Origin of the sequence: Streptomyces coelicoflavus, assembly GCF_045041415.1 — a bacterium.
GTDB lineage: Bacteria > Actinomycetota > Actinomycetes > Streptomycetales > Streptomycetaceae > Streptomyces > Streptomyces coelicoflavus.
Genome location: NZ_CP108218.1, coordinates 6,410,023 through 6,431,211, shown reverse-complemented (window position 1 = coordinate 6,431,211; position 21,189 = coordinate 6,410,023). Strand labels below are relative to the sequence as shown.

20 protein-coding genes are annotated in these 21,189 nt (G+C 72.5%); 7 read left to right on the top strand and 13 right to left on the bottom strand.

Features of this window, described 5'->3' with window-relative positions; translation table 11 throughout:
- Positions 1 to 2 precede the first annotated feature (2 nt).
- From OHA99_RS28795 to OHA99_RS28765, 7 genes are all read left to right on the top strand, one after another.
- On the top strand, positions 3 to 473 hold the full coding sequence (locus OHA99_RS28795; RefSeq protein ID WP_153180474.1) for a GNAT family N-acetyltransferase: 471 nt from the start codon (positions 3 to 5) through the stop codon (positions 471 to 473).
- A 90-nt stretch (positions 474 to 563) separates the two neighbouring features.
- A complete protein-coding gene (locus OHA99_RS28790; protein WP_405698337.1) occupies positions 564 to 1,598 on the top strand; it encodes a hypothetical protein in 1,035 nt (344 codons plus the stop codon).
- Complete coding sequence (locus OHA99_RS28785) at positions 1,595 to 2,869, top strand: sensor histidine kinase (protein ID WP_405698336.1); 1,275 nt, start codon at positions 1,595 to 1,597, stop codon at positions 2,867 to 2,869. The genes OHA99_RS28790 and OHA99_RS28785 overlap by 4 nt, the downstream gene beginning before the upstream one ends.
- Complete coding sequence (locus OHA99_RS28780) at positions 2,866 to 3,525, top strand: response regulator transcription factor (protein WP_345963722.1); 660 nt, start codon at positions 2,866 to 2,868, stop codon at positions 3,523 to 3,525. The genes OHA99_RS28785 and OHA99_RS28780 overlap by 4 nt, the downstream gene beginning before the upstream one ends.
- 82 nt (positions 3,526 to 3,607) lie before the next feature.
- A complete protein-coding gene (locus OHA99_RS28775) occupies positions 3,608 to 5,062 on the top strand; it encodes a peptidoglycan D,D-transpeptidase FtsI family protein (protein ID WP_405698335.1) in 1,455 nt (484 codons plus the stop codon).
- A gap of 76 nt (positions 5,063 to 5,138) precedes the next feature.
- A complete protein-coding gene (locus tag OHA99_RS28770) occupies positions 5,139 to 5,714 on the top strand; it encodes a SigE family RNA polymerase sigma factor (protein WP_405698334.1) in 576 nt (191 codons plus the stop codon).
- Positions 5,711 to 6,406: a hypothetical protein gene (locus OHA99_RS28765; RefSeq protein WP_405698333.1), complete on the top strand. Its 696-nt coding sequence runs from the start codon at positions 5,711 to 5,713 to the stop codon at positions 6,404 to 6,406. The genes OHA99_RS28770 and OHA99_RS28765 overlap by 4 nt, the downstream gene beginning before the upstream one ends.
- A 12-nt stretch (positions 6,407 to 6,418) precedes the next feature.
- On the opposite strand, the gene OHA99_RS28760 is transcribed toward OHA99_RS28765, so the two are convergent.
- From OHA99_RS28760 to OHA99_RS28700, 13 genes are all read right to left on the bottom strand, one after another.
- Complete coding sequence (locus tag OHA99_RS28760) at positions 6,419 to 7,216, bottom strand: HAD family acid phosphatase (RefSeq protein ID WP_153180469.1); 798 nt, start codon at positions 7,214 to 7,216, stop codon at positions 6,419 to 6,421.
- Between the two features lie 126 nt (positions 7,217 to 7,342).
- Positions 7,343 to 8,503 carry a pectinesterase family protein gene (locus tag OHA99_RS28755; RefSeq protein WP_405698332.1) on the bottom strand — a complete coding sequence of 387 codons (1,161 nt, stop codon included), beginning with the start codon at positions 8,501 to 8,503 and terminating at the stop codon, positions 7,343 to 7,345.
- Between the two features lie 75 nt (positions 8,504 to 8,578).
- Positions 8,579 to 9,913 (bottom strand): polysaccharide lyase family 1 protein, encoded by a 1,335-nt coding sequence (locus OHA99_RS28750; protein WP_153180467.1) that lies wholly within the window; start codon positions 9,911 to 9,913, stop codon positions 8,579 to 8,581.
- Between the two features lie 39 nt (positions 9,914 to 9,952).
- Positions 9,953 to 10,756 (bottom strand): rhamnogalacturonan acetylesterase, encoded by an 804-nt coding sequence (locus OHA99_RS28745; RefSeq protein WP_153180466.1) that lies wholly within the window; start codon positions 10,754 to 10,756, stop codon positions 9,953 to 9,955.
- Positions 10,757 to 10,884: 128 nt separating this feature from the next.
- Positions 10,885 to 12,255 (bottom strand): sugar ABC transporter substrate-binding protein, encoded by a 1,371-nt coding sequence (locus tag OHA99_RS28740; protein ID WP_164385221.1) that lies wholly within the window; start codon positions 12,253 to 12,255, stop codon positions 10,885 to 10,887.
- A 64-nt stretch (positions 12,256 to 12,319) separates the two neighbouring features.
- Positions 12,320 to 13,873, bottom strand: coding sequence for a family 43 glycosylhydrolase (locus OHA99_RS28735; protein ID WP_405698331.1), 1,554 nt, complete (start codon positions 13,871 to 13,873; stop codon positions 12,320 to 12,322).
- Positions 13,870 to 14,715: a PmoA family protein gene (locus tag OHA99_RS28730; protein ID WP_405698330.1), complete on the bottom strand. Its 846-nt coding sequence runs from the start codon at positions 14,713 to 14,715 to the stop codon at positions 13,870 to 13,872. Before OHA99_RS28730 ends, OHA99_RS28735 begins: the two co-directional genes overlap by 4 nt.
- Positions 14,712 to 15,869, bottom strand: a complete 1,158-nt coding sequence (locus OHA99_RS28725; RefSeq protein ID WP_282882021.1) for a Gfo/Idh/MocA family protein — start codon at positions 15,867 to 15,869, stop codon at positions 14,712 to 14,714. Before OHA99_RS28725 ends, OHA99_RS28730 begins: the two co-directional genes overlap by 4 nt.
- The gene (locus tag OHA99_RS28720; RefSeq protein WP_164385217.1) at positions 15,866 to 16,762 is read right to left on the bottom strand and encodes a carbohydrate ABC transporter permease; all 897 of its coding nucleotides are present in this window, start codon (positions 16,760 to 16,762) and stop codon (positions 15,866 to 15,868) included. Before OHA99_RS28720 ends, OHA99_RS28725 begins: the two co-directional genes overlap by 4 nt.
- Entirely contained in the window at positions 16,759 to 17,694 is a 936-nt protein-coding gene (locus tag OHA99_RS28715; protein WP_042825915.1) for a carbohydrate ABC transporter permease, read from the bottom strand. The genes OHA99_RS28720 and OHA99_RS28715 overlap by 4 nt, the downstream gene beginning before the upstream one ends.
- 115 nt (positions 17,695 to 17,809) lie before the next feature.
- Complete coding sequence (gene araD, locus OHA99_RS28710) at positions 17,810 to 19,540, bottom strand: L-arabinonate dehydratase (RefSeq protein ID WP_405698329.1); 1,731 nt, start codon at positions 19,538 to 19,540, stop codon at positions 17,810 to 17,812.
- Positions 19,537 to 20,445 (bottom strand): dihydrodipicolinate synthase family protein, encoded by a 909-nt coding sequence (locus OHA99_RS28705; protein ID WP_007448190.1) that lies wholly within the window; start codon positions 20,443 to 20,445, stop codon positions 19,537 to 19,539. Before OHA99_RS28705 ends, araD begins: the two co-directional genes overlap by 4 nt.
- Entirely contained in the window at positions 20,442 to 21,110 is a 669-nt protein-coding gene (locus OHA99_RS28700; protein WP_007448191.1) for a GntR family transcriptional regulator, read from the bottom strand. The genes OHA99_RS28705 and OHA99_RS28700 overlap by 4 nt, the downstream gene beginning before the upstream one ends.
- Positions 21,111 to 21,189: the final 79 nt, after the last annotated feature.

Below are 21,189 nucleotides of genomic sequence, written 5' to 3'. Positions count from 1 at the left end.
CCATGCACATCGCACTGCGCGAGGTTCACGACAGCGATCTGCCCGTCTTCTTCCGGCAGATGAACGATCCGGAGGCCCTGCGCATGGCGGCCTTCACCCCGAGGGATCCCGCCGACTGGGAGGCGTTCGCGACGCACTGGGGAAAGATCCGGGCCTCCCGGGACGTCGTGCGCACCATCCTCGGCGACGGTGACGTCATCGGCAGCACGGCGGTGTACGGGGATCCGGGCGAGCGCGAGGTGACGTACTGGGTGGACCGCGCGTACTGGGGTCGGGGCGTGGCCACGGCCGCGCTGCGGGCCCTGCTCGCCGAGGTGCCGGACCGCCCGCTGTACGCGCGTGCGGCGGCCGACAACACGGGGTCGCGGCGCGTGCTGGAGAAGTGCGGCTTCGTGACCAGCGCGCGGGCCCGCGGGTTCGCGCCGGCCCGGGGCGAGGAGATCGACGAGGTCGTGCTGCACCTCGCGGAATGACCCGCCGGGGGTCGCGTCTCCGCCACGCGGCGGAGGCGGATCGTCGCGGCGCAGGACGTGCCGGGGGCGTGCGCGCGGAAGCGTGGACGCATGACGCCGACACCCGCCACCGCCAGCACCCGGTCAGCCCCGCTCTCCCCGGCTCCGCCGACGGACCCGGGGCCCGCCCGGGGCCGGCGGCTGCTGCGGGCGGTCGCCGTCGTGGCCTGCCTTCCGTACCTCGTGCTCAAGGCCGCCTGGATCGGCGGGAGTCACATCGGCATCCCGGAGGGCAGCACGCTGCTCGACCACCGGGTGGCGATGATCGTCGCCAACGGGGTCTCGCTCCTGCTGGACAGCTGCGTGATCGTGCTGGCGCTGGTGCTGACCCGGCCCCGGGGGCGCCGGGTGCCCGCGTGGTCGCTGGCGTTCCCGGTGTGGGCCGCCACCGGGCTGCTCGCGCCGATCATGGCCGGGTTCCCGCTGCAACTCCTCGCACGGGCGTTCACCGGCGGGGTCGCCACGGCCTCCGACCCCCGGCGGGACCCGTTCCTGCACGAGTGGGTGTTCGGGGTCGTGTACGGCGGGTTCATCGTGCAGGGTCTCGCCCTGGGCGCGCTGTTCGTGCTGTACGCCCGGGACCGCTGGGGACATCTGTGGCGCGGGCGGATCCGGGACCTGCCGTCCGCCGTCACCGGGAGGATTCCGAGGGCCGCCGTCGCCGTGGCCGGCGTGCTCGCGCTGTTCCCGTTCGCCGTCCGGCTGCTGTGGGCCTGCGGTTCCGCCGCCGGGCTCGGCGCCGAGCGGGCGGCGGACCGCACCAGCGACTTCTACGTGCTCGAGGGGCTGTACGTCGCCTTCCTCGTCCTGGCCGTCGCCGCCGGGGTGGCGCTCGCGTTCCGCCGCGCGCGTGCCCTGCCGGTCGCCGTGCCGCTCGCCACGGCCTGGGTGTGCTCCGGTGCCGTGGCCTGCTGGGGCGGCTGGATGCTCCTCGCCTCGCTGCTCGGGCCTGGCGAACCCGCCGACCGTCCGACACGGCTGACGGTCCTCACCTACGCTGCCCAGATGACCGTCGGCCTGCTCCTCGCCTCAGCCTGCGCCCACTTCCTCGTCCGGCGGTCGGCCGCCGCCCGTACCCGGCCGTGACCGCGCTCGCCCGGTTGCTGTGCGGCCGACGGGCCCGCTTGAGGTGGATCCACCTGATCCTCGGCGGCGCGCTCGCCATGCCGTACGTCCTCGTCGGCTCCGTCGTCGTCGGTCCGGTCGCCGGGGACGCGAACGTCTTCGGCTCGCTCCGCCTCCAACTGGCCTCCTTCGCGATCGGGTTGCCGCTCGCCGCCGTGACCTCGCTGTTCCCGCTGACCCGTCCGCTGGAGTCCTGGGTGGTGCGGTCGCTGTGCGGGGTCGAGGCGGAGCGGCTCGCGTACGGACCGGCCCGGACGACGGGTGAAAAGGGGCGCACGGCGGCCTGGTTCACCCTGCACCTGGGGGCCGGCGGGATCGTGGCGGGGATGTCGCTGGCGGTGCCGCCGTTCGCGGGCACGCTGATCGTCCTGCCCTTCGTGCCGGCGCTGCGCGAGGGATGGCCGGTGCTGCCCGGCGTTCTCCACCACACCTGGGCGCTCGTGCTGTCGCCGCTCGCGGGCGCCGCCATGCTGATCGCCCTCGCCGGGTGCGCCGCCGCCGTGGGCACGCTGCTGGCCCGCTGGGCGCCGGCGCTGCTCGGCCCGTCCGCCGAGGACCGGGTCGCGGCGGCCGAGGCGCGCGCCGCCGACCTCGCCGTGCGCAACCGGCTCGCGCGTGAACTGCACGACTCCGTCGGCCACGCCCTGAGCGCGGTCACCCTCCAGGCGAGCGCCGCCCGCCGGCTGCTGGACACCGACCCGGAGTTCGTCCGCGAGGCGCTGGGCGCGATCGAGGACACCACGCGTCGTACGGTCGGTGAGCTGGACGCCGTGCTGGGCGTGCTGCGCGACGGCGACGCGACCGGTGACGCCTGGGCCACCGCGCCCGCGCCCACGCTCGCCGCCGACCTGGACGGCCTGCTGCGCCGCACCCGCGCGGGCGGACTGCGCGTGGACGCCACCGTCGCCGCGCTCGCCGCCGACCCGCGGGCGCTGCCGGCGCCGGTCTCCCGCGAGGCGTACCGGATCGTGCAGGAGGGGCTGAGCAACGCGCTCAGGCACGCGGGTGAGAAGGTCACCGTGGCGCTGCGCGTCGAGGTGCTGGACGGTCACCTGCGGATCACCGTCGAGAACCCGTTCGGTACGCCGGTCTCCGCTCCCCGTCCCGGCGGCGGCCACGGCCTGCGCGGTGTCGCCGACCGGGCCCGGCTGCTGGGCGGCGCGGCCGAGGCGGGCCCCGAGGGGCCGGTGTGGCGTCTGAGCGTCCGACTGCCGTTGAAGGGAACCGCGTGACCCACCCGCCCGTCCGTGTCGTCGTCGCCGACGACGAACGCATGGTCCGTACCGCCCTGCGCGCCATCCTCTCCGCCGAACCGGACCTGGAGGTCGCCGGTGAGGCCGCCACCGGTGCCGAGGCCGTCTCCGTCGTGCGCGAGGTGCGGCCGGACGTGGTGCTGATGGACGTCCGCATGCCCGAGGTCGACGGCATCCGCGCCACCGAGCAGATCCTGGCCACGCTCGACGCGCCGCCCCGCGTCGTCGTCGTGACCACCTTCGAGAACGACTCGTACGTCTACGACGCCCTGCGCGCCGGCGCCGCGGGCTTCCTGCTCAAGCGGGCCGACGCCGACACCCTGGTCCGGGCCGTGCGGCTGGTGGCGCACAGCGACACGCTGCTGTTCCCGTCGGCGGTGCGGACGCTGGCCGCCGAGCACGCGCGCGCGAACCCCGCGCCGCCGCCCTGGGTGGCGCGGCTCACCGAACGCGAGGGCGAGGTACTGCGTCTGATGGCGACCGGGCTGACCAACGCGGAGATCGCCGGGCGGCTGGGGGTGGGCCCGGCCACGGCGAAGACCCACGTGGCGGCGGTGCTGGCGAAGACCGGCGCCCGGGACCGCACCCAGGCGGTGATCCGGGCCTACGAGGCGGGCTTCATGAACGGGCGATGAGACCGGATGAGAAGGATGAGAAAACGGGGCAGACGGGAACGATCAGCTCCGGCCCGTTCGTCCTGTCAGCGGGATGAACGGGATGAACAAGACGATCAGGCGCGCCTCCGTCTTCACGCTGCTCCTGGTGTTCGCTCTGCTGGTCAGGGCGACCTGGGTGCAGTTCTACGAGGGTCGGGCGCTCGCGGACAGCAAGGACAACCGGCGGGGCGCGATCGAGACGTACGCGGAGCCGCTCGGGAACATCATCGTGGCCGGCCGGTCGGTCACCGGCTCGGCGCCGACGGAGGGTGGTGACCTCGCCTACAAACGCACGTACGAGAACGGCAAGCTGTACGCGGCGGTGACGGGCTACGCCTCGCAGGCGTACGCGCCGACCCAGCTGGAGGGCATCTACCAGGACGTGCTGAACGGCACCGATCCGCGGCTGAAGACCGTGATGGACACCGTCACCGGCACCCGGGCCGAACCGGGCAACGTGGTGACGACGATCGACCCGGACGTGCAGAAGGCCGGGCTCGAGGCGCTGGGCGACAAGAAGGGCGCCGCCGTGGCGATCGACCCGAAGACCGGCAGGATCCTGTCGGTCGTGTCGACTCCGTCCTACGACCCGACGTCGCTGACCGACGCCAACACCGCCGGTGCGGCCTGGGAGAGGCTGACCGGTGATCCCGACAAGCCGCTGACCAACCGCGCGCTGCGCCAGCCGCTGCCGCCGGGCTCGACGTTCAAGCTGGTCGTGGCGGCCGCCGCGCTGGAGAACGGGCTGTACGACTCGGTGGACGTGAAGACGGACAGCCCCGACCCGTACACGCTCCCGGACACCACGACGGACCTCACCAACGAGAACCCGAACGCCCCCTGCGAGAACGCCACGATCCGCACCGCGCTCCAGTACTCGTGCAACAACGTGTTCGCGAAGATGGCCGTCGACCTCGGCCAGGACGACCTGCGCGCGACGGCGGAGAAGTTCGGCTTCAACGACGAGACGCAGGACGTGCCGGTACGGGCCTACACCAGCGTCTACCCGAAGGACATGAACCGGCCGTCGACGGCCCTGACGGGCATCGGCCAGTTCGACGTGACGGCGACCCCGCTTCAGATGGCGATGGTCTCGGCGGCCCTGGCCAACGGCGGCGAGCTGGTCTCCCCGCACATGGTGTCGCAGATCACCGACAGCGGCGGTGACGTCCTGGAGGACCACACCGACGCGGACTCGAAGCGGATCGTCAGCTCCTCCACCGCCGAACAGCTGCAATCGGCCATGGAGACCGTCGTCGAGGACGGCACGGGGTCCCACGCGCGGATCGCCGGAGCGACGGTGGGCGGCAAGACGGGCACGGCCCAGCACGGCGAGAACAACAGCAAGACGCCGTACGCCTGGTTCACGTCGTACGCCAAGTCCGGCACCTCGGACAAGGAGGTCGCGGTGGCGGTCGTCGTCGAGCAGTCCGACGCGGCCCGCAGCGAGGTCAGCGGCAACGGCCTGGCGGCCCCGGTGGCCAAGGCGATGATGGAGGCGGCGCTCAAGGGCTGACTTTCCCCGGGCCGTGCGGGTTCGGTCTGCCGTACGGTGTTCGGCGTCCGGGAAGCCGCTGCGAGGAGAGTCCGCCGTGAGGACAGTCGTCGACGACGCCGCCTCCGCGGAGTTCCACGCCTTCTTCGAGCGCCACTACGCCGAACTGGCCCGGCTCGCCCACCTGCTGACCGGCGAGCCGGACGCCGCCGACGACCTCGCGGCGGACGCCCTGCTGGCGCTGTGGCACCGCTGGGACCGGGTCCGCGCGGCCGACCACCCGGTGGCGTACGCGCGCGGGGTCGTCGCCAACCTGGCCCGTAGCCGCGTCCGGAGCGCCGTGCGCGAACGCAGGCGCGTCGCCCTGTTCTGGTCGCAGCGCGAGGAGCGGACGGAGAACCCGGACGTCGCGGGCGTGGTGGACGTCCAGGAGGCGCTGCGCAGGCTGCCGTTCCGCAAGCGGGCGTGCGTGGTGCTGCGGCACGCGTTCGACCTCTCGGAGAAGGACACGGCCCTCACCCTGGGCGTCTCGGTGGGCACGGTCAAGAGCCAGACGTCGAAGGCGGTGGCCGAACTCCAGCGACTGCTCGGCACCCGGACCGCGCCCCGCGCTCCCCAGCAGGTGCGCGCGGCGATCGCGCACAGCGGTGAGGCCGCGGGAGGGACCCGATGACCGGATCGCGGCGGGACGGGGACCGGAACGTGGACGCGGACGACGGCCTGCGCGCCCGGCTGCACGAGGCGGCCGGGGCGCACCGGCCGGACCGGGCCCGGATGCTGGCCCGGGTCGAACGCGGCATGACGGCCGGGGACCGGGGGCCGGCCCGCCCGGCACCGGCGGGCTGGGTACGGGTGGCCGGTGCGACGGCGGCCGTGGCGGCCGTCCTGGTGGCCGGCGGCTACACCGTCGCCTCGGCGGTACGGGACGACGCTCCCGCGCAGCGCTCGGTCGCCGGCTCACCGACTTCGCGCGAAACCGGCCCGCTGTGGTCGAGCGGCGCGGTGGACCCGCACAGCAACGAGTTCTGGGCACAGAGCAACATCACCCTGAAAACGGGTGCTCCCCTGGCCGCGCTCACCGTCGAACTGCGGGTGGCGCAGACGGGGTCGGTGACCTCCACCGGGGCGTGGCGGTCGCTGCCGGAGGAGGACTTCACGTTCACGGCCGGCGAGCGGGACGGCTTCCTCGTCTACCGGTGGACGCTCAAGGAGGGCCGTACGGTCCCGGCGGGCGAGTGGATCTTCGCGGGGCAGTACAACCACGAACGCGGCGGCCGGGACGCGGGCGGCGACCGCTACACGGCGACGGCCACCACCGCGTCCGGGCGCCTCTCGGCGGAGGGCGGATTCACCACGCGCGGCTGAGCGGGCGGTCCGCTATTCGACGAAGTACGTCGGGTTGGGCAGCTTGTAGGTGCGGTCCGCGTAGCCGCCCTGGAGGTCGGAGTACTGGTCGCCGAAGTTGGCGACGATGTCGTACCCGAGGTCCCGTTCGATGTGCCGGCGGGTGCCCGCCTTGTACTCCACCGTGGTGCACTTCCAGGCGCCCGGGGTGGCGCAGTGGGCCAGGTAGGACGGCGGGTTCGCCTTGTCCTTCAGGAAGATGTGGGCGGTGTCGAGGTTGACGTCGGCGCCGACCTTCTTCAGGTTCTCGACGGCGGCGGTGCGCTGCGCCTCGCTCAGCCCCGAGTTGTAGAAGACCTCGACGCCCTTCTTCTCGGCGTACCGGGCGAGTTCCGGGCTGCCGGGGACGGCCGGGCGGTCGGCCCGGTCGACGTAGGCGGCCCAGGTGGCGCCGTCGTAGCCGTAGTTGTTCTTCTTCTCGTAGTCGAGGCTGAGCAGCAGCGTGTCGTCGATGTCGAAGACGACCGCGGGCCTGGTGTGCCGGTGGTGCGCCGCGCGGGCCGCCCGGTCGATCTGCTTCTTCGCGGCGGCGTCGACGCGGGCCAGGTCGTCGGCGTACGGGCTGTCCGGGGAGGCCTGGTAGACGCCGTCGGCGTCGAGCGTGGTGCCGTAGTAGGCGTCGATGTCCTTGGCCAGCACCCCGATGTTGTACGGCTCGTGGGTGGAGTTGGCGGTGGACTGGCCGGCGGTGGCGGCGCCCGTGCCGTACAGGACGGCACCGGCGACGGCACAGGCGGCGGTGACGGTCGCGATGCGCAGTGGTTTATGCATGGCACATGTTTCTACGCGCGTCACCCGGGTGAGCGCGAGACCCGTGGCCGGATTCGCGCCCCCGTATCTGGCAAAGATCGCGTCAAGCAGGTCAAGTACCGGCCGCGCTGGCCCGGTCGGGCCCGTTCAGTGCCGCCCTCCGCGGTGCGGCAGCCGGTCGTAGGGCCGCCAGTCGCCGAGGTACGCCTCCCGGGTGTGCCCGGCGGCTTCGGCGCGGGTGAGCTGCGGCCGGTTCTCCGGAACGGTGGTCGCGGCGCCGGGCCCGGTGTTGCGGTACTCGCGGAACCGCTGCTCCTGCCAGGGGTACGCGTCCCGCATGTTCGCGTACGGCGCCACCGCGTCGATGCCCGCGCCCAGGTGGGTCTCGCGCACGGTGAGCATCGGGCGGGCGGTGGTGTCGGAGCTGGGCACCCAGGGGCGGGCCAGCTTGTAGTAGCCGTCGGGGGCCTCGCTGCCGACGCGGCCGCGGATCACCAGGTGGCCGCGCGGGTTGGCGCCCGCCGTGGAGGGCGCGAAGACGAAGCCGTACGGGGCGGCGTCGAGGTCGGGGCGGACCAGGGTGCGGAAGTGGCAGTGCTCGTACACGGCGGTCGCCCGGCCGAAGACGAAGTCGACGTCGCCCTCGACGTAGCAGCGCTCGTAGTACTGGCGGGCGAAGAGGGAGAGGTCGCGGGTGTCGGCGTAGAGGGTGTCCTGGTGGCCGAGGAAGCGGCAGTCGTGGAAGGCGGACCGGTCGCCCATGACCTTGATCGCGACCGCCTGGGTGCCGGTCCAGTCGGGCCGGTCGGCGCGCAGCCAGTCGTTGGCGAAGGTGAGGGCGCGGGCGGTGAAGCCGTCGGCGCGCACGGTGGTGGTGGCGGACCCGCTGGTGCCGTAGGTGCCGGAGCCGTCGGGCTTGGGGGTGCCGGCGGCGTTGTCGTAGACGATGACGACGTCGCGCGGGTCCCCGGAGGCGCCGATCCAGGTCGCTCCGGTGCGCGAGGCGTCGACGGAGACCGTCTCGCGGTAGGTGCCGGGGGCGAGGACGAGCGTCCAGCCGTCGCCCTGCGCGGCGTCGACGGCGGCCTGGACGGAGGTGAAGTCGCCGCGGCCGTGCGGGTCGACGTACAGGGTCTTGGGTGTGCGGCGGGCGGCCGGTGAGCCGTACCGGCCGAAGGGGCGCGGGTGCGGGTGGGGCCGGGTGCCGGCGACCGCGGGGCCGGCTGCCGCGAGGCCGAGGCCGAGGGCGGCGCCCGTGCCGGCGGTCGCCAGGAGGAAGCCCCTGCGGGAGGGGGCGGGTCGGGGCATGCGGGTGCTCCTTCGAAGACGGGCGGGGTGGGCCGGGGCGGTGCGGGCGCCCCGGCCCGGTTCACGGGGGACGGGTCAGCGCAGGCGGCCGGCGCCGGCGCCGTGGTCGACGACGAAGGGGACCGCCCGGGACGGCAGGACCCCGGTGCGCAGCGTCGGCGTCCAGCCCGCGCCGGAGCGGAGGGCGGCGTCCGGGTTGGCGGCGTTGTGGGCCGCGACGAGGTCGACGGTGCGGCCGTTGACGCGGTTGTGGGCGGCGCTGAGCGGCGAGTCGTTCCAGCGCTTGAGCACCTTCGCGGGGCTGACGCCGGCCGGCAGGGTGAACGCGTTGTGCTCGGCGACGAGGGCGGACTCCTTGCCGACGCCGAAGCTGTAGGCGTAGTCGTCCGAGGCGACGAAGTGGTTGTTGTAGACGTCGACCTGGCCGAAGCGGACGCGGGGCGCGCGCTCGACGAGGTTCTTGAACAGGTTGTGGTGGAAGGTCGCCTTCAGGTGGCCGCGGTCGACGGCGGCGGTGGACTCGCTGTCGCTGTTGCCGATCAGGATGGTCTTGTCGTGCTCGGTGAAGACGTTCCAGGACGCGGTGACGTAGTCGGCGCCCTTGACGATGTCCAGTTGGCCGTCGTGCTGCTGGTAGAGCATGCCGAAGTGGGTGGGCGCCGCGCTGTCGGGGTGCTCGCCGTCGGTGAAGGTGTTGTGGTCCAGCCACACGTGCGTCGACCCGTACACGACGGCGCTGTCGTACTCGGAGTTCCAGTTGCCCCGGTCCCCGTCGGTCGGGTCCCACTGCGGGAAGCAGTCGACGGGGCTCTCGAAGGTCAGGTTGCGGACGATGACGTTGTCCACGCCCTTGATCTGGAGGCTGGCGCCCTTGAGCGCGGCGCCCCGGCCGACGCCGATGATGGTGGTGTTGGAGGGCACGTTCGCCTTGATGGACCGGTCCTGCTGTGCGGCGGAGTCACGGCGCAGGCCCTCGGGGCTGTCGTCGGGCTCGGCGCTCAGGTCGGTCTCCATGCCCCAGTTCTCGGGCGCGTACTTCTCCAGGTAGGCGTCGAAGTCGTACCCGGGCGCGGCGAAGGCCTCGCAGCCCTCCGAGACGGCGTCGACGGTGCCCCTGACCTTGATGATCCTGGGCGCGGTGCCGTCGGCGGCGAGGGCGGCCCGGAACTCGGCCCAGGTGGAGACGGTGTACACGTGCTCGGCGTCGGCGGCGGCCCCGCCGGTGGTGCCGGCGCCCTGTGAGGCCCAGCCGTCGCCCGCGGGCAGGGTCTGCCGGGCGGTGTCCCGGTGGTGGTGGTGACCGGGGCGGGCCTCGGCCGTGGCGGCGGTCAGACTCAGCACGAGGGCGGTGCAGCCGGCGAGTGCGGCGGTTCTCTTCATGGCATGCCCATGCCATCCAGGTGTGCTCATGGTGCGGCTCTCCCTTGTTCTCGGGGTCGGTCGACGGTGTTACGCGGTGGCCGGTGCGGGCCAGCTGATCCAGGACTCGGGGATCTCCTCGTCCAGCCGGCGCACGTCCCGGTGCGCCAGTACTCGCCCGCGCAGCAGTTCCCGGGCGACGAGCCGGGCGACCGCGATCGCGCCCGGCGGGTTGAAGTGGGTGTTGTCCTGCTCGGTGGCGGTCCAGTTGAAGTACGCCTTGGTCCCCTCGGCCCCGAGCCGCTGCCACAGCGCGAGCGACAGCGCCTGTACGTCGAGCAGCGCCACGCCCTCCCGCCGTGCGAGCGCCCGCATCGCCGCCGGGTACTCGCCGTGACTCGGCACGGCGTTCCCCGCCGTGTCGAACCGCCGCCGCTCCACGGGCGTGGCGAGCACCGGCCGCGCCCCACGGGCCCGCGCCCCGTCGACGTACCTCCGCAGACAGTCCTGGTACGTCGTCCAGGGCTCGGTGTAGCGGGCGGGGTCCTCGTCCTTCTCGTCGTTGTGCGCGAACTGGACCAGCAGGAAGTCACCGGGCCGGATCGCCCCGAGGACGACGTCGAGCCGCCCCTCGTCGACGAAGCTCTTGGAACTCCGCCCGTTCACGGCGTGATTGGCGACGCGGAGGTTGTTGCGGAGGAAGAAGGGCAACGCCATGCCCCACCCGGTCTCGGGCGCGGCGTCGGCGTACTTCTGCGCGGCGGTGGAGTCCCCGGCGATGTAGAGGGTGCGGGGGTGGGGACGTCCGCCGGCCCGGGCGGTGCCGGTGGCGGCGAACGCCAGTGGAATGGAGGCAACAGCGGCTGAGGTGAGTTGTCTTCGGCTGAGCGACATGCCGGTCTGCCTTTCAGAAGGGAGATGGACAGCTCCCCCAGGGGCGCGGGGAACTGCGCGACAAGCCACGGACGGCCCGCAGCCCGCGACGAACCACGGACCATCCACGGCGAAACCGAAACCGCCGACTAACCCATCTGCTCCGTCCACTCGGCCTGCGCCTCATTCAGCTTCTCGGCCAGCCCGTCCAGAAAATCCTTCGCACTCATGTCGCCCAGCAGCACCTTCTGGAATCCCGGCTCACTCTCCGACTTGGACAGCGTGTTCCAGTCCGGCAGGTAGTACGGCAGCTGAACGATGGTCGTGGACCCGTCGTTCAGCGCCTGAGCCGCCAGCTTCGTCGGCTCGGCCTTCTGGATCCACGCGTCGTTCGCGGCCTCGGTGTTGGACGGCACCTGCCCGGCCGACTCGTTGAACTTCGAGTTCTGTTCCTTCGACGTGGCGAACTCGATGAACTTCCAGGCGGCCTCCTTGTTCTTCGAGCTCTTGAAGATGCCGAGCCCGTCGACCGGGTTGGACACCTGGACCCGCTTGCCGGAGGCGCCGACCGGCTGCGGGACGCCGCGGAACTTGTCGACGCCGAGCGCCTTCACGTGGTCCTGGTAGGAGCCCAGGTTGTGGTTGACCATGCCGATGGTGCCGGTGTCCCACTGGGCGACCATCTTGGCGAAGTCGTTGTTGACGTCGGCGGCCGGTGTGACCTTCTTGTAGAGGGCCGCGTACTTCTCCAGCGCCTCGACGTTCTTCGGGTCGTTGACGGTGGTCTTCTTCTTGCCGGCGTCCCAGAACGAGGTGATGCCGGACTGCCCGTACATCGCGTCGAGCGCCTGGGCGATGGAGCCGGAGCCGCCGCGGATGGTGTAGCCGAACTCGTTCTTGCCCGCGTCGGTCAGCTTCTCGGCTGCGGTGTAGAACTTGTCCCACGTCGTCGGCGCGTCGAGTCCGGCCTTCTCGAACAGGTCGGTGCGGTAGTAGAGGACGCCGTTGTTGGCGGAGGTCGGCATCGAGTACAGGGTGCCGTCGCCGCCGCCCGCGGCCTTCAGGGACTCGACCATGTCCTTGTTGAGCTTGGCGCTCAGGGAGGACTTGGCGAGCCGGTCGTCCAGCGGCTCCAGGGCGCCCTGGGCGGAGAAGCCCGCGAGCATGGACGCCGTCACACCGCCGACGTCGGGCAGGCCGCCGCCCTGGATGGCGGTGTCGACCTTGGACTGGTACTCGGTGGCGGCGATCCCGACGTACTCCACGTCGATGTCCGGGTTCGCCTTCTCGAAGTCGGCGATGATCGTCTTCCAGACGGCCGTACGGATACCGCCGTTGTTGTCCCAGAAGGTGATCTTCCCCTTGCCGCTGCCCTCGGCGCCCTTGTCGCCGCCCGCCCCGCTGCCGTCGTCACCGCAGGCGGTGGCGGTCAGCGCGAGTACGGCCCCCAGGGCGACGGCGGCGGACGTCCGGCGCCCGACTGTGCCTCGGTCTCTGCTGCTGCGCATGCTGATCCTCATTGGTCGGCTCTCTTCTTCCGGGTCTTCTGGATCGAACGAAGCGGTGGAACGACAACGTGGGGGTTCAGTGGGGCCCGACGCGGAACCGCGTGAAGGTGGCGGTACCGGCGGGTCCCTGGCCGGCGGGCGCGAGGGCGAACAGGCCGAGCAGTGCGCCGACCCAGCGCCAGGGGGTGGCGGCGAACTCCCGGCCGACGGGGACGGGGCACGAACCGTCGCCCGGGTCGCCGTCGCCGAGGTCGTACGAGAAGCGGCAGCGCGCCCCCGGCACCGTCTCGATCCGCAGCCGGACCCGTCCCCCGGGTGCGGGGCGGGGCAGGTCGGCGTCCCGCTCGGCCTCGGCCACGGACTCCGCGAAGCGGTGCACCAGGTGCACGGTCCCGTCGGTGTCCCGCTGGAGCCCGATCCAGCGGTAGGCGTCGCCGAGGACCGCGAGCCCGGCCCGCGCGCCGGGTTCCGCGCTGTCCAGGCGCAGCTCGACCTCGATCACCGAGGGCGCGCCGGGGAAGCGCTGGGTCAGGACGCTCGGCAGCAGGCGCAGGTCGTGCGCGTCGGCCGAGCGGACGCAGGCGAGGCGCAGCCCGTCCCCGGCGTGCTGGGTGGCCCAGCCGGCGCGGGGGTTGGCCGTCCACGACCACTGGCGGCCGAACCGTCCGCCGGGGAAGTCGTCGTCGGTCGCGGGCGCGGCGGGCGGCTGCAGGGGCAGCGCGGGACGCGGGTGCTCGGCGACCGGCGCACCGTCGTCCCCGAGGACCGGCCAGCCGTCCGTCCCCCACCGCATCGGCTGGAGGTGGACCACCCTCCCGTACGCGCCGCGCTGCTGGAAGTGCAGGAACCAGTCCTCCCCGGACTCCGTGCGCACCCAGCCGCCCTGGTGGGGGCCGTTGACGTCGGTGTCCTTCTGTTCCAGGACGACCTTTTCCTCGTACGGCCCGAAGAACCCGCGGGAGCGGAAGGCGCCCTGCCAGCCGGTCTCCACGGAGCCGGCGGGGGCGAGGATCCAGTACCAGCCGTCGTGCCGGTAGAGCTTGGGGCCCTCCAGGGTGAACCAGCCGGGGAGCCGGTCGCCGTCGACGATCACCCTGCCCTCGTCGAGCAGTCCGGTGCCGTCGGGGCGCATGCGGTGGCCGGTGAGCCGGTTCTTGATCCCGGAGCGGGAACGGGCCCAGGCGTGCACGAGGTACGCCTCGCCGCTCTCCTCGTCCCACAGGGGGCAGGGGTCGATCAGGCCCTTGCCCGCCTTGACCAGGTGGGGCGCGGTCCACGGGCCCCGGATGTCGGGGGCGTTGACCTGGAAGACGCCCTGGTCCGGGTCGCCCCAGAAGATCCAGAAGCGGCCCGCGTGGTGGCGCAGGGACGGCGCCCAGACGCCGCAGTCGTGCCGGGGCCGCGTGAACTCCCGCTCGGGCTCCAGGCGCTCCAGGGCGTGCCCGACCAGGGTCCAGTCGACCAGGTTCCGGGAGTGCAGGAGCGGCAGTCCGGGGACACGGCCGAAGCTGGAGGCGGTCAGGTAGAAGTCGTCGCCGACGCGGACGACGTCCGGGTCGGACCAGTCGGCGTTCAGGACGGGGTTGGTGTACGTCTCCGCGGTCCCGGGGGCGGTCTCGGCGGCGGTCACGTGCTCACCGCCTTGCGCACCAGGGCGGCGGCGCCGTCCGCGTCGAGGCCGCCGTCGGCGACGACGGTGACGATCCGGCGGACCAGGGTGTCGCCGGGGGCGACGGTCACCCGCTCCTCGTGGGCCAGCGAGGACCCGACCCCCGGGTACTCCTCGGTGCGCACGAACCACGGGTCGCGCCGGGTGCGTTCGGTGGCCCCGGCGAACACCAGCGACCAGGTCTCCCCGCTCAGCGCGAGCCAGTCGGCGCTGCGGCCGTGCACCTCCCGTTCGCCCTCCCGGTCGGCGGTGAACACCCTGGGCGCCGCGTTCTCCTTGCGGGCGCGCCAGAAGAAGCCGCCGTAGGCCGCGCCGGGGCGCCCGTTGGTGGCGGGGCTGCCGATGCCGAGCGGGTCCGGGGTGGTGTTGGTGAGGGAGAAGGTGAAGTCCAGCGCCCAGGCGGTGCCCGTGAGTTCGGTGGCCGCGACCGTGCGGCGCTCGCGCAGCAGCTCGGTGCCGGCGGCGATCCAGCGCAGTTCCTCGACGAAGCCGTCGGGGTCGCGGAGCTGGAAGGCGGTGTGCCGCTGGGTGCCGTGGTTGTCCAGCTCGGTCGGCCCCCGGCCCCGGACGAAGGTGCGCCCGCCCCAGAAGTTGTGCCCCTCGACGTCGGGAACGGCGACACCGACGCCGAGGTGATGGAGGTGGTCGGCAGGACGGAACTCGGTCACGGCCGTGCCGGCCAGGGTGGTGACGGGGTGCAGACAGGGGCGTGGGGAGAGCCGGTGGGGCAGCTCGGGCCGGGTGACGTAGCGGGCGACGGGGCGGCCCGCCACGCGCAGCACCGGGAAGTCGTTGCCGGTCACAGGGTGCTCACCTCGTAGCGCGGGTGCTCGGTGCGCGGCGCCCAGGGCGCGCCCAGTTCGGAGTAGAGGGAGAGGGTCTCGGCGGCGGCGACCACGAGGGCGTCCACGCCGGGGACCACGCGGCGCTCCTCGCCGGGGACGCGGCGCCAGGCGGCCTCGGGCAGCGGCTCCGGGTCGGGCGCCCGGCGGATCGCCTCGACGACCCGCATGAAGGCGCCCGTCTCGTCCGGCGGGACCAGCAGCGGAGCGCCGGTGGTGAGGTGGTCGACCAGGTTTTCCAGCAGGTCGGTGCGGTCGTGGTGGAACTCCTCGGGGCCGTGGCCGCCACGCTGGAGCAGGACGCGGTCCTGCTTGTACCAGAAGGTGACGCGGCCGCTCGAACCGTGCACCAGGACGTACGGTTCGTCGGCCCGCTCGGCGCACAGGGTCGCGGCGACGGTGACGCGGTGCCCGCGCGCGGTGCCGATCCGCACGCAGGAGGTGTCGTCGGACTCGATGTCGTTGGCGTGGCTCAGCTCGGTCTCGATGCCGGTGACGTCCTCGGCGCGGGCGGTGCCGCCGAGCGCGAGGGCGGTGGCGACGGCGTGCGCCAGCGGGTTGGTCAGCGCGCCGTCGATCACGTCGGCCCCGTTCAGCCGCCGTTTGCCCGACCAGGGCGCCCGGCGGAAATAGGCCTCGTCGCGCACCCAGGCGCCGGCCGCGCCGATGCCCACGACCTCGCCGATGGCGCCCCGGGCGACCAGTTCCCGGATGGCGGGCACCGCGTGCGAGCCCAGCGACTGGAACCCGATCTGGCAGGCGACCCCGGCCTCCGCGACCCCGTCGGCCATCCGCCGGAACTCGGCGTACGACGGTGCCGGGGGCTTCTCCAGGAGGAGGTGCACGCCCCGCCGGGCGGCGGTCAGCGCGAGGTCGGTGTGGGTGGGGATCGGCGTGCAGATCACGGCGATCCGGGCGCCGGTGGAGTCGAGCAGGGCCCCGAAGTCGGCGGACTGCTCGGGGAGTTCTCCCTGGGCCTCCTCCCCGGTCAGCGGGGTCAGCTCGCAGAGGCCGGCCAGCCGGACCAGTCCCGCCCGCTCCAGGCGGCGGATGTTGGCGACGTGCCAGCGGCCGTGGCCGCGGGCGCCGGCGAGGACGACGGGAACCGGGCTCATCCCTTCACCGCCCCCGCGCTGAAGCCGGTGATCAGCCACTTCTGGATGAAGGCGAAGACGATCACGACCGGGACGGCGGCGACGATGCCGCCGGCGGCGAGCGCGCCGAGGTCGACGCTGTCCGCGCTCATCAGGGAGTTCAGGCCGACCGGGATGGTCTGCTTGCTCTGGTTGTTGAGGAACATCAGGGCGAACAGGAAGTGGTTCCAGGAGTGCACGAAGGCGAAGGAGCCCACCGCGATCAGGCCCGGCCGCAGCAGCGGCAGGACGACGATCCGGAAGGCCCGGAACCGGCCGCAGCCGTCGACCCAGGCGGCCTCCTCCAGGGAGTACGGCACGTTCTTGATGAAGTTGCTGATCAGGATGATCGACAGGGGCAGCTGGAAGACCGTCTCGGCGATGATGACGCTGCCCAGCGAGTTGATCATCTGGAGTTCGGCGAAGATCTCGAACAGCGGCACCAGGAGCAGCGCACCCGGCACGAACTGGGAGCAGAGCAGGGCGAGCATGAAGCCCCGCTTGATCCTGAAGTCGAACCGGGCGAGGGCGTAGCCGCCGGCGAGGGCGACGAGGGTGGTCATCACCAGGGTCGCGAGCCCGACGTACACGCTGTTGGTGAAGTAGGTGCCGAAGCCGCGGTCGGTCCACACCTTCTCGAAGTGCTCGGTGGTCATCGGCCAGGGCACGAGCGAGGTCGACCCGGTCGGGCGCAGCGCGAAGAGCAGGATCCAGTAGAACGGGATCAGTGTGAAGACCAGGTAGATGCCGAGGGGCAGATAGATCTGCCAGCGGGGCACCTCGTCCCAGGCCGGGCGCTTCCTGCCGGGCCGCGGCGCTTCGGGGACGGCCGGCGTGGGGGCGGGGGCGGCCGCGGGGGCCTCTTTGGTGATCACTTGTTCTCGCCTCCGAACTTGCTCAGCCGCAGGTAGACGATCGAGCAGAAGAGCAGGATCACGAACGCGACCGTGGTGAGGGCCGACGCGTAGCCGAAGTCGTGGGCGTCGACGCTGGTGTTGGCGATGTACAGGGGCAGTGTCGTGGTCTCGCCCGCGGGTCCGCCGCCGGTCAGGGTGTAGAGCAGGTCGACGTTGTTGAACTCCCACACCGCGCGCAGCAGCGTGGACAGGATGATGGCGTCCTTCAGGTGCGGCAGCGTGATGTGCCAGAACTGCTTGATCCGGCTGGCCCCGTCGACCTCGGCGGCCTCGTACAGGTCCTTCGAGACGGACTGGAGGTCGGCGAGGATGAGGATCGCGAAGAAGGGCACGCCGCGCCAGAGGTCGGCGACCACCGCCGCGGAGAACACGGTCGAGGTGTCGGAGAGCCAGCTGGTGCCGTACGAGCCGATGCCCATGTCGGCGAGGTAACGGGTCACGCCGGTCTGGGAGTTGTAGAGCAGCACCCAGATCGCGGAGGTCAGCACGCCGGAGACGGCCCACGGCGAGAACACCAGCGCCCGGCCGATGCCCCGGCCCACGAAGGTCTGGTTGACGATGAGCGCCAGCGCCAGGCCGAAGAGCAGTTGCAGTCCGACCTCGACGAAGACCCACTTGGCGCTGAAGACCAGGGTGTCCCAGAACACCGGGTCGTCGGTGAAGATCTTGACGAAGTTGTCGAAGCCCGCGAAGCCGTTCCGCCACGGCTTGGTGGGGTTGTACTCCTGGAGGCTGTAGTAGAAGACGCTGATGACCGGGTAGGCGATGAAGCCCAGCATCAGCAGGGCGGCCGGTCCGATCAGCAGGTAGGGGAGCCTGCGCGGCGTGGCCGAGGCACGGCGCCGCCGGGGTGGCGCGGGCGGTTTCGCCACGGCTGCGGCTTGGGCCATGACAGTTCTCCGTTCTGGTACGTCATCTCTGGTACGTCGTGCGGGGCTTGGCGGAGCTGATGGGAAGCGCTTTCTCGACGGGTAGGGGTGTGCCGGGTCCCGCCGTTCGGCGGGCTCAGCCCGCGTAGGGGTCCCGCACCTTGCCCGGGCGGGCCAGGAACTCGAAGTCGCAGCCGGTGTCGGCCTGGGTGATCTGTTCGTTGTAGAGCGCGCCGTAGCCGCGCTCGTAGCGGGCGGGCGGCGGGGTCCAGGCGGCCCTGCGGCGCTCCAGTTCCTCGTCGTCCACGCCCAGGTGCAGGGTGCGGGCCTCGACGTCGAGGGTGATCGGGTCGCCGGTCCGGACGTGGGCGAGCGGTCCGCCGACGTACGACTCGGGGGCCACGTGCAGCACGCACGCGCCGTAGCTGGTGCCGCTCATCCGGGCGTCGGAGATCCGGACCATGTCCCGCACGCCCTGCTTGAGCAGGTGGTCGGGGATGGGCAGCATGCCGTACTCGGGCATGCCCGGGCCGCCCTTGGGCCCGGCGTTCCGCAGCACGAGCACGCTGTCGGCGGTGATGCCCAGCTCCGGGTCGTTGATGGTGCGCTGCATGGTCCGGTAGTCGTCGAAGACGACGGCGGGACCGGTGTGCTTGAGCAGGTGCGGCTCGGCGGCGATGTGCTTGATGACGGCGCCGTCCGGGCAGAGATTGCCGCGCAGTACGGCGACCCCGCCCTCGCCCGCGACCGGGTTGTCGCGGGTCCTGATGACGTCGTCGTGGTGGACGAGGGCGCCGTCGAGCTGCTCGCGCAGGGTGTCGTGGGAGACGGTGGGCCGGTCGAGGTGGAGCAGGTCGGTGATGCGGGAGAGGAAGCCGGGCAGGCCGCCGGCGAAGTGGAAGTCCTCCATCAGGTAGGTCTGTCCGCCGGGGCGGACGTTGGCGAGCACCGGGACGGTGCGGGCGATCCGGTCGAAGTCGTCCAGGGTGAGGGTGACTCCGGCCCGGCCCGCCATGGCGATCAGGTGGATCACGGCGTTGGTGGAGCCGCCGAGGCCGAGCACGGTGGTGACGGCGTCCTCGAAGGCGTCGGCGGTGAGGATGTCGCTCAGCTTCCGGTCCCGGTGCACCAGTTCGACGATGCGCAGTCCGGCGGCGGCGGCCATCCGGTCGTGCCCGGAGTCGACGGCCGGGATGCTGGACGCCCCGGGGACCGTGACGCCGAGGGCCTCGGCGGCGGCGGTCAGCGTGGAGGCGGTGCCCATCGTCATGCAGTGGCCGGGCGAGCGGGCCAGGCCGCTCTCCAGTTCCTGCATCTCGTAGTCGCCGATGAGGCCGGCCCGCTTGTCGTCCCAGTACTTCCACATGTCGGTGCCGGAGCCGAGGGTCTCGCCGCGCCAGTGTCCGGGGAGCATGGGCCCGGCGGGCACGAAGACCGCGGGCAGGTCGACGCTGGCGGCGCCCATGAGCAGGGCGGGCGTGGACTTGTCGCAGCCGCCCATCAGCACGGCGCCGTCGACCGGGTAGGAGCGCAGCAGCTCCTCGGTCTCCATGGCGAGGAGGTTGCGGTAGAGCATGGGGGTCGGCTTCTGGAAGGTCTCGCTGAGCGTGGAGACCGGGAACTCCAGCGGGAACCCGCCCGCCTGCCACACTCCCCGCTTGACCGCCTGGGCGCGGTCGCGCAGGTGGACGTGGCAGGGGTTGATGTCGGACCAGGTGTTGAGGATGGCGATGACGGGCTTGCCGAGGTGCTCCTCGGGCAGGTAGCCGAGCTGGCGGGTGCGGGCGCGGTGGCTGAAGGAGCGCAGGCCGTCCGTGCCGTACCACTGGTGGCTGCGGAGCTCCTCCGGGGACTTCCTGGCGGTCATATGGACCACCCCGCGACGATGGCGGCGACCTCGGCGCGCTCGCTCTCGGGCAGCGGCTTGCTCGGCGGGCGGACCTCCCGGCGGCACAGGCCCAGCGAGGCGAGGGCCTCCTTGACCACGGTGACGTTGTTGGCGGAGCCGTTGGCGGCGCGCAGTTCCTCGAAGCGGCGGATCTGCTCCCAGACCTTCATGGCGGCCGGGTAGTCGCCGGAGCGAAGCGCTTCGATCATGTTCAGCGAGACGGCCGGGGCGACGTTCACCAGTCCCGAGGTGAAGCCGGTGGCGCCCGCGCTGAAGTACGAGGGGGCGTACGGCTCGGCGAGCCCCGCGACCCAGACGAAGCGGTCGAGGCCGGCGTCGCGGGCGAACGCGGCGAACTTCGAGGCGTCCGGCACGGCGTACTTCACGCCGACGACGTTGGGGCAGGCGTCGGCGAGGTCGGCGAGGCGGGCGCCGGTGAGCTGGGGGTTGCGGATGTAGGGCACCACGCCCAGCTCCGGCACGGCCTCGGCGATGGCGCGGTGGTAGTCGACCCAGCCGCCCTGGGAGACGTAGGGGTGGACGGGCTGGTGGACCATCACCATGGAGGCGCCCAGGTCGCGGGCGTGCCGGGCGGAGGCGACGGCGGTGGGCACGTCGTGGCCGACGCCGACCAGGATCGCGGCGCGCTCGCCGGCCTCCTCGAAGGTCAGCTCGGTGACGAGGCGGCGCTCGGCCGGGTCGAGGGCGTAGAACTCGCCGGTGTTGCCGTTGGGGGTGAGGGTCGTGATGCCACCGTCGAGGAGACGACGCAGCAGGGCCCGGTAGGTGGCGGGGTCGACGGTGCCGTCCTCGGCGAACGGGGTCACCGGGATCGCCACCACGTCGGCCAGGGCCGCCCGCTGGGTCTCGAACGTCGCTGTCATGCCTGACCGTCCTCTTCCTGGGCCGCGGTCCCCGCTTCGGGGAAGGCCCGCTCGACGAACGACGCGATGTGCGCGTGGAGGGCGCGGGCGGCGCCGTCCGCGTCACCGGCGAGGGCGAGGCGCAGGATCTCCTGGTGCTCGCCGGCCTCCCGTTCCCAGGAGGGGTCGGCGGCCCAGGCGACCGCGGAGACGAGGGCCGCCTGGTCGCGGACCTCGTCGAGCATCCGGCCGAGCAGCGGGTTGCCGCACGGCACGTACAGGGCGCGGTGGAACTCGCGGTTGGCCAGCGACCGTTCGGCGGTGTCCGTGGCCCCGTCGGCGCGGGTCAGCGCGTCCTGGGCGGCGTCCAGGGAGGCACCGCGGCGCACGGCGCGCCTGAGTGCCTCGGGCTCGAGGAGCAGTCGGACGTCGTAGACCTCGCGCGCCATGTCCGCGTCCACCATGCGTACGGTGACGCCCTTGTACTGGCTCATCACGACCAGTCCGGTGCCGGCCAGGGTCTTGAGCGCCTCGCGCACCGGTGTCTTGGACACCCCGAACTGTGCGGCGAGGTCGGTCTCGACCAGGGCCTGGCCGGGCGTCAGCCGGCCGGTGAGGATGCGGCGTTTGATCTCCTCGAGCACGTACTGCGTGCGGGAGGGGATCGGCGTGGGCACAGAGGTCATGCGCGCCTCTCGGAATCTCGCGTCGGATCCGCGGACCTCGGACGTCCGGTCTCCGCACCGGTGCCGGAACGGAGCTCGG

What these genes read in the sequence shown, in the direction of transcription:
- OHA99_RS28705 (WP_007448190.1), bottom strand. Translation starts at nt 20,445, where the DNA reads ATGACAGCGACGTTCGAGACCCAGCGGGCGGCCCTGGCCGACGTGGTG.
- OHA99_RS28750 (WP_153180467.1), bottom strand. Translation starts at nt 9,913, where the DNA reads ATGAGCACACCTGGATGGCATGGGCATGCCATGAAGAGAACCGCCGCA.
- araD (WP_405698329.1), bottom strand. Translation starts at nt 19,540, where the DNA reads ATGACCGCCAGGAAGTCCCCGGAGGAGCTCCGCAGCCACCAGTGGTAC.
- OHA99_RS28715 (WP_042825915.1), bottom strand. Translation starts at nt 17,694, where the DNA reads ATGGCCCAAGCCGCAGCCGTGGCGAAACCGCCCGCGCCACCCCGGCGG.
- OHA99_RS28760 (WP_153180469.1), bottom strand. Translation starts at nt 7,216, where the DNA reads ATGCATAAACCACTGCGCATCGCGACCGTCACCGCCGCCTGTGCCGTC.
- OHA99_RS28765 (WP_405698333.1), top strand. Translation starts at nt 5,711, where the DNA reads ATGACCGGATCGCGGCGGGACGGGGACCGGAACGTGGACGCGGACGAC.
- OHA99_RS28700 (WP_007448191.1), bottom strand. Translation starts at nt 21,110, where the DNA reads ATGACCTCTGTGCCCACGCCGATCCCCTCCCGCACGCAGTACGTGCTC.
- OHA99_RS28740 (WP_164385221.1), bottom strand. Translation starts at nt 12,255, where the DNA reads ATGAGGATCAGCATGCGCAGCAGCAGAGACCGAGGCACAGTCGGGCGC.
- OHA99_RS28755 (WP_405698332.1), bottom strand. Translation starts at nt 8,503, where the DNA reads ATGCCCCGACCCGCCCCCTCCCGCAGGGGCTTCCTCCTGGCGACCGCC.
- OHA99_RS28775 (WP_405698335.1), top strand. Translation starts at nt 3,608, where the DNA reads ATGAACAAGACGATCAGGCGCGCCTCCGTCTTCACGCTGCTCCTGGTG.
- OHA99_RS28795 (WP_153180474.1), top strand. Translation starts at nt 3, where the DNA reads ATGCACATCGCACTGCGCGAGGTTCACGACAGCGATCTGCCCGTCTTC.
- OHA99_RS28745 (WP_153180466.1), bottom strand. Translation starts at nt 10,756, where the DNA reads ATGTCGCTCAGCCGAAGACAACTCACCTCAGCCGCTGTTGCCTCCATT.
- OHA99_RS28790 (WP_405698337.1), top strand. Translation starts at nt 564, where the DNA reads ATGACGCCGACACCCGCCACCGCCAGCACCCGGTCAGCCCCGCTCTCC.
- OHA99_RS28725 (WP_282882021.1), bottom strand. Translation starts at nt 15,869, where the DNA reads ATGAGCCCGGTTCCCGTCGTCCTCGCCGGCGCCCGCGGCCACGGCCGC.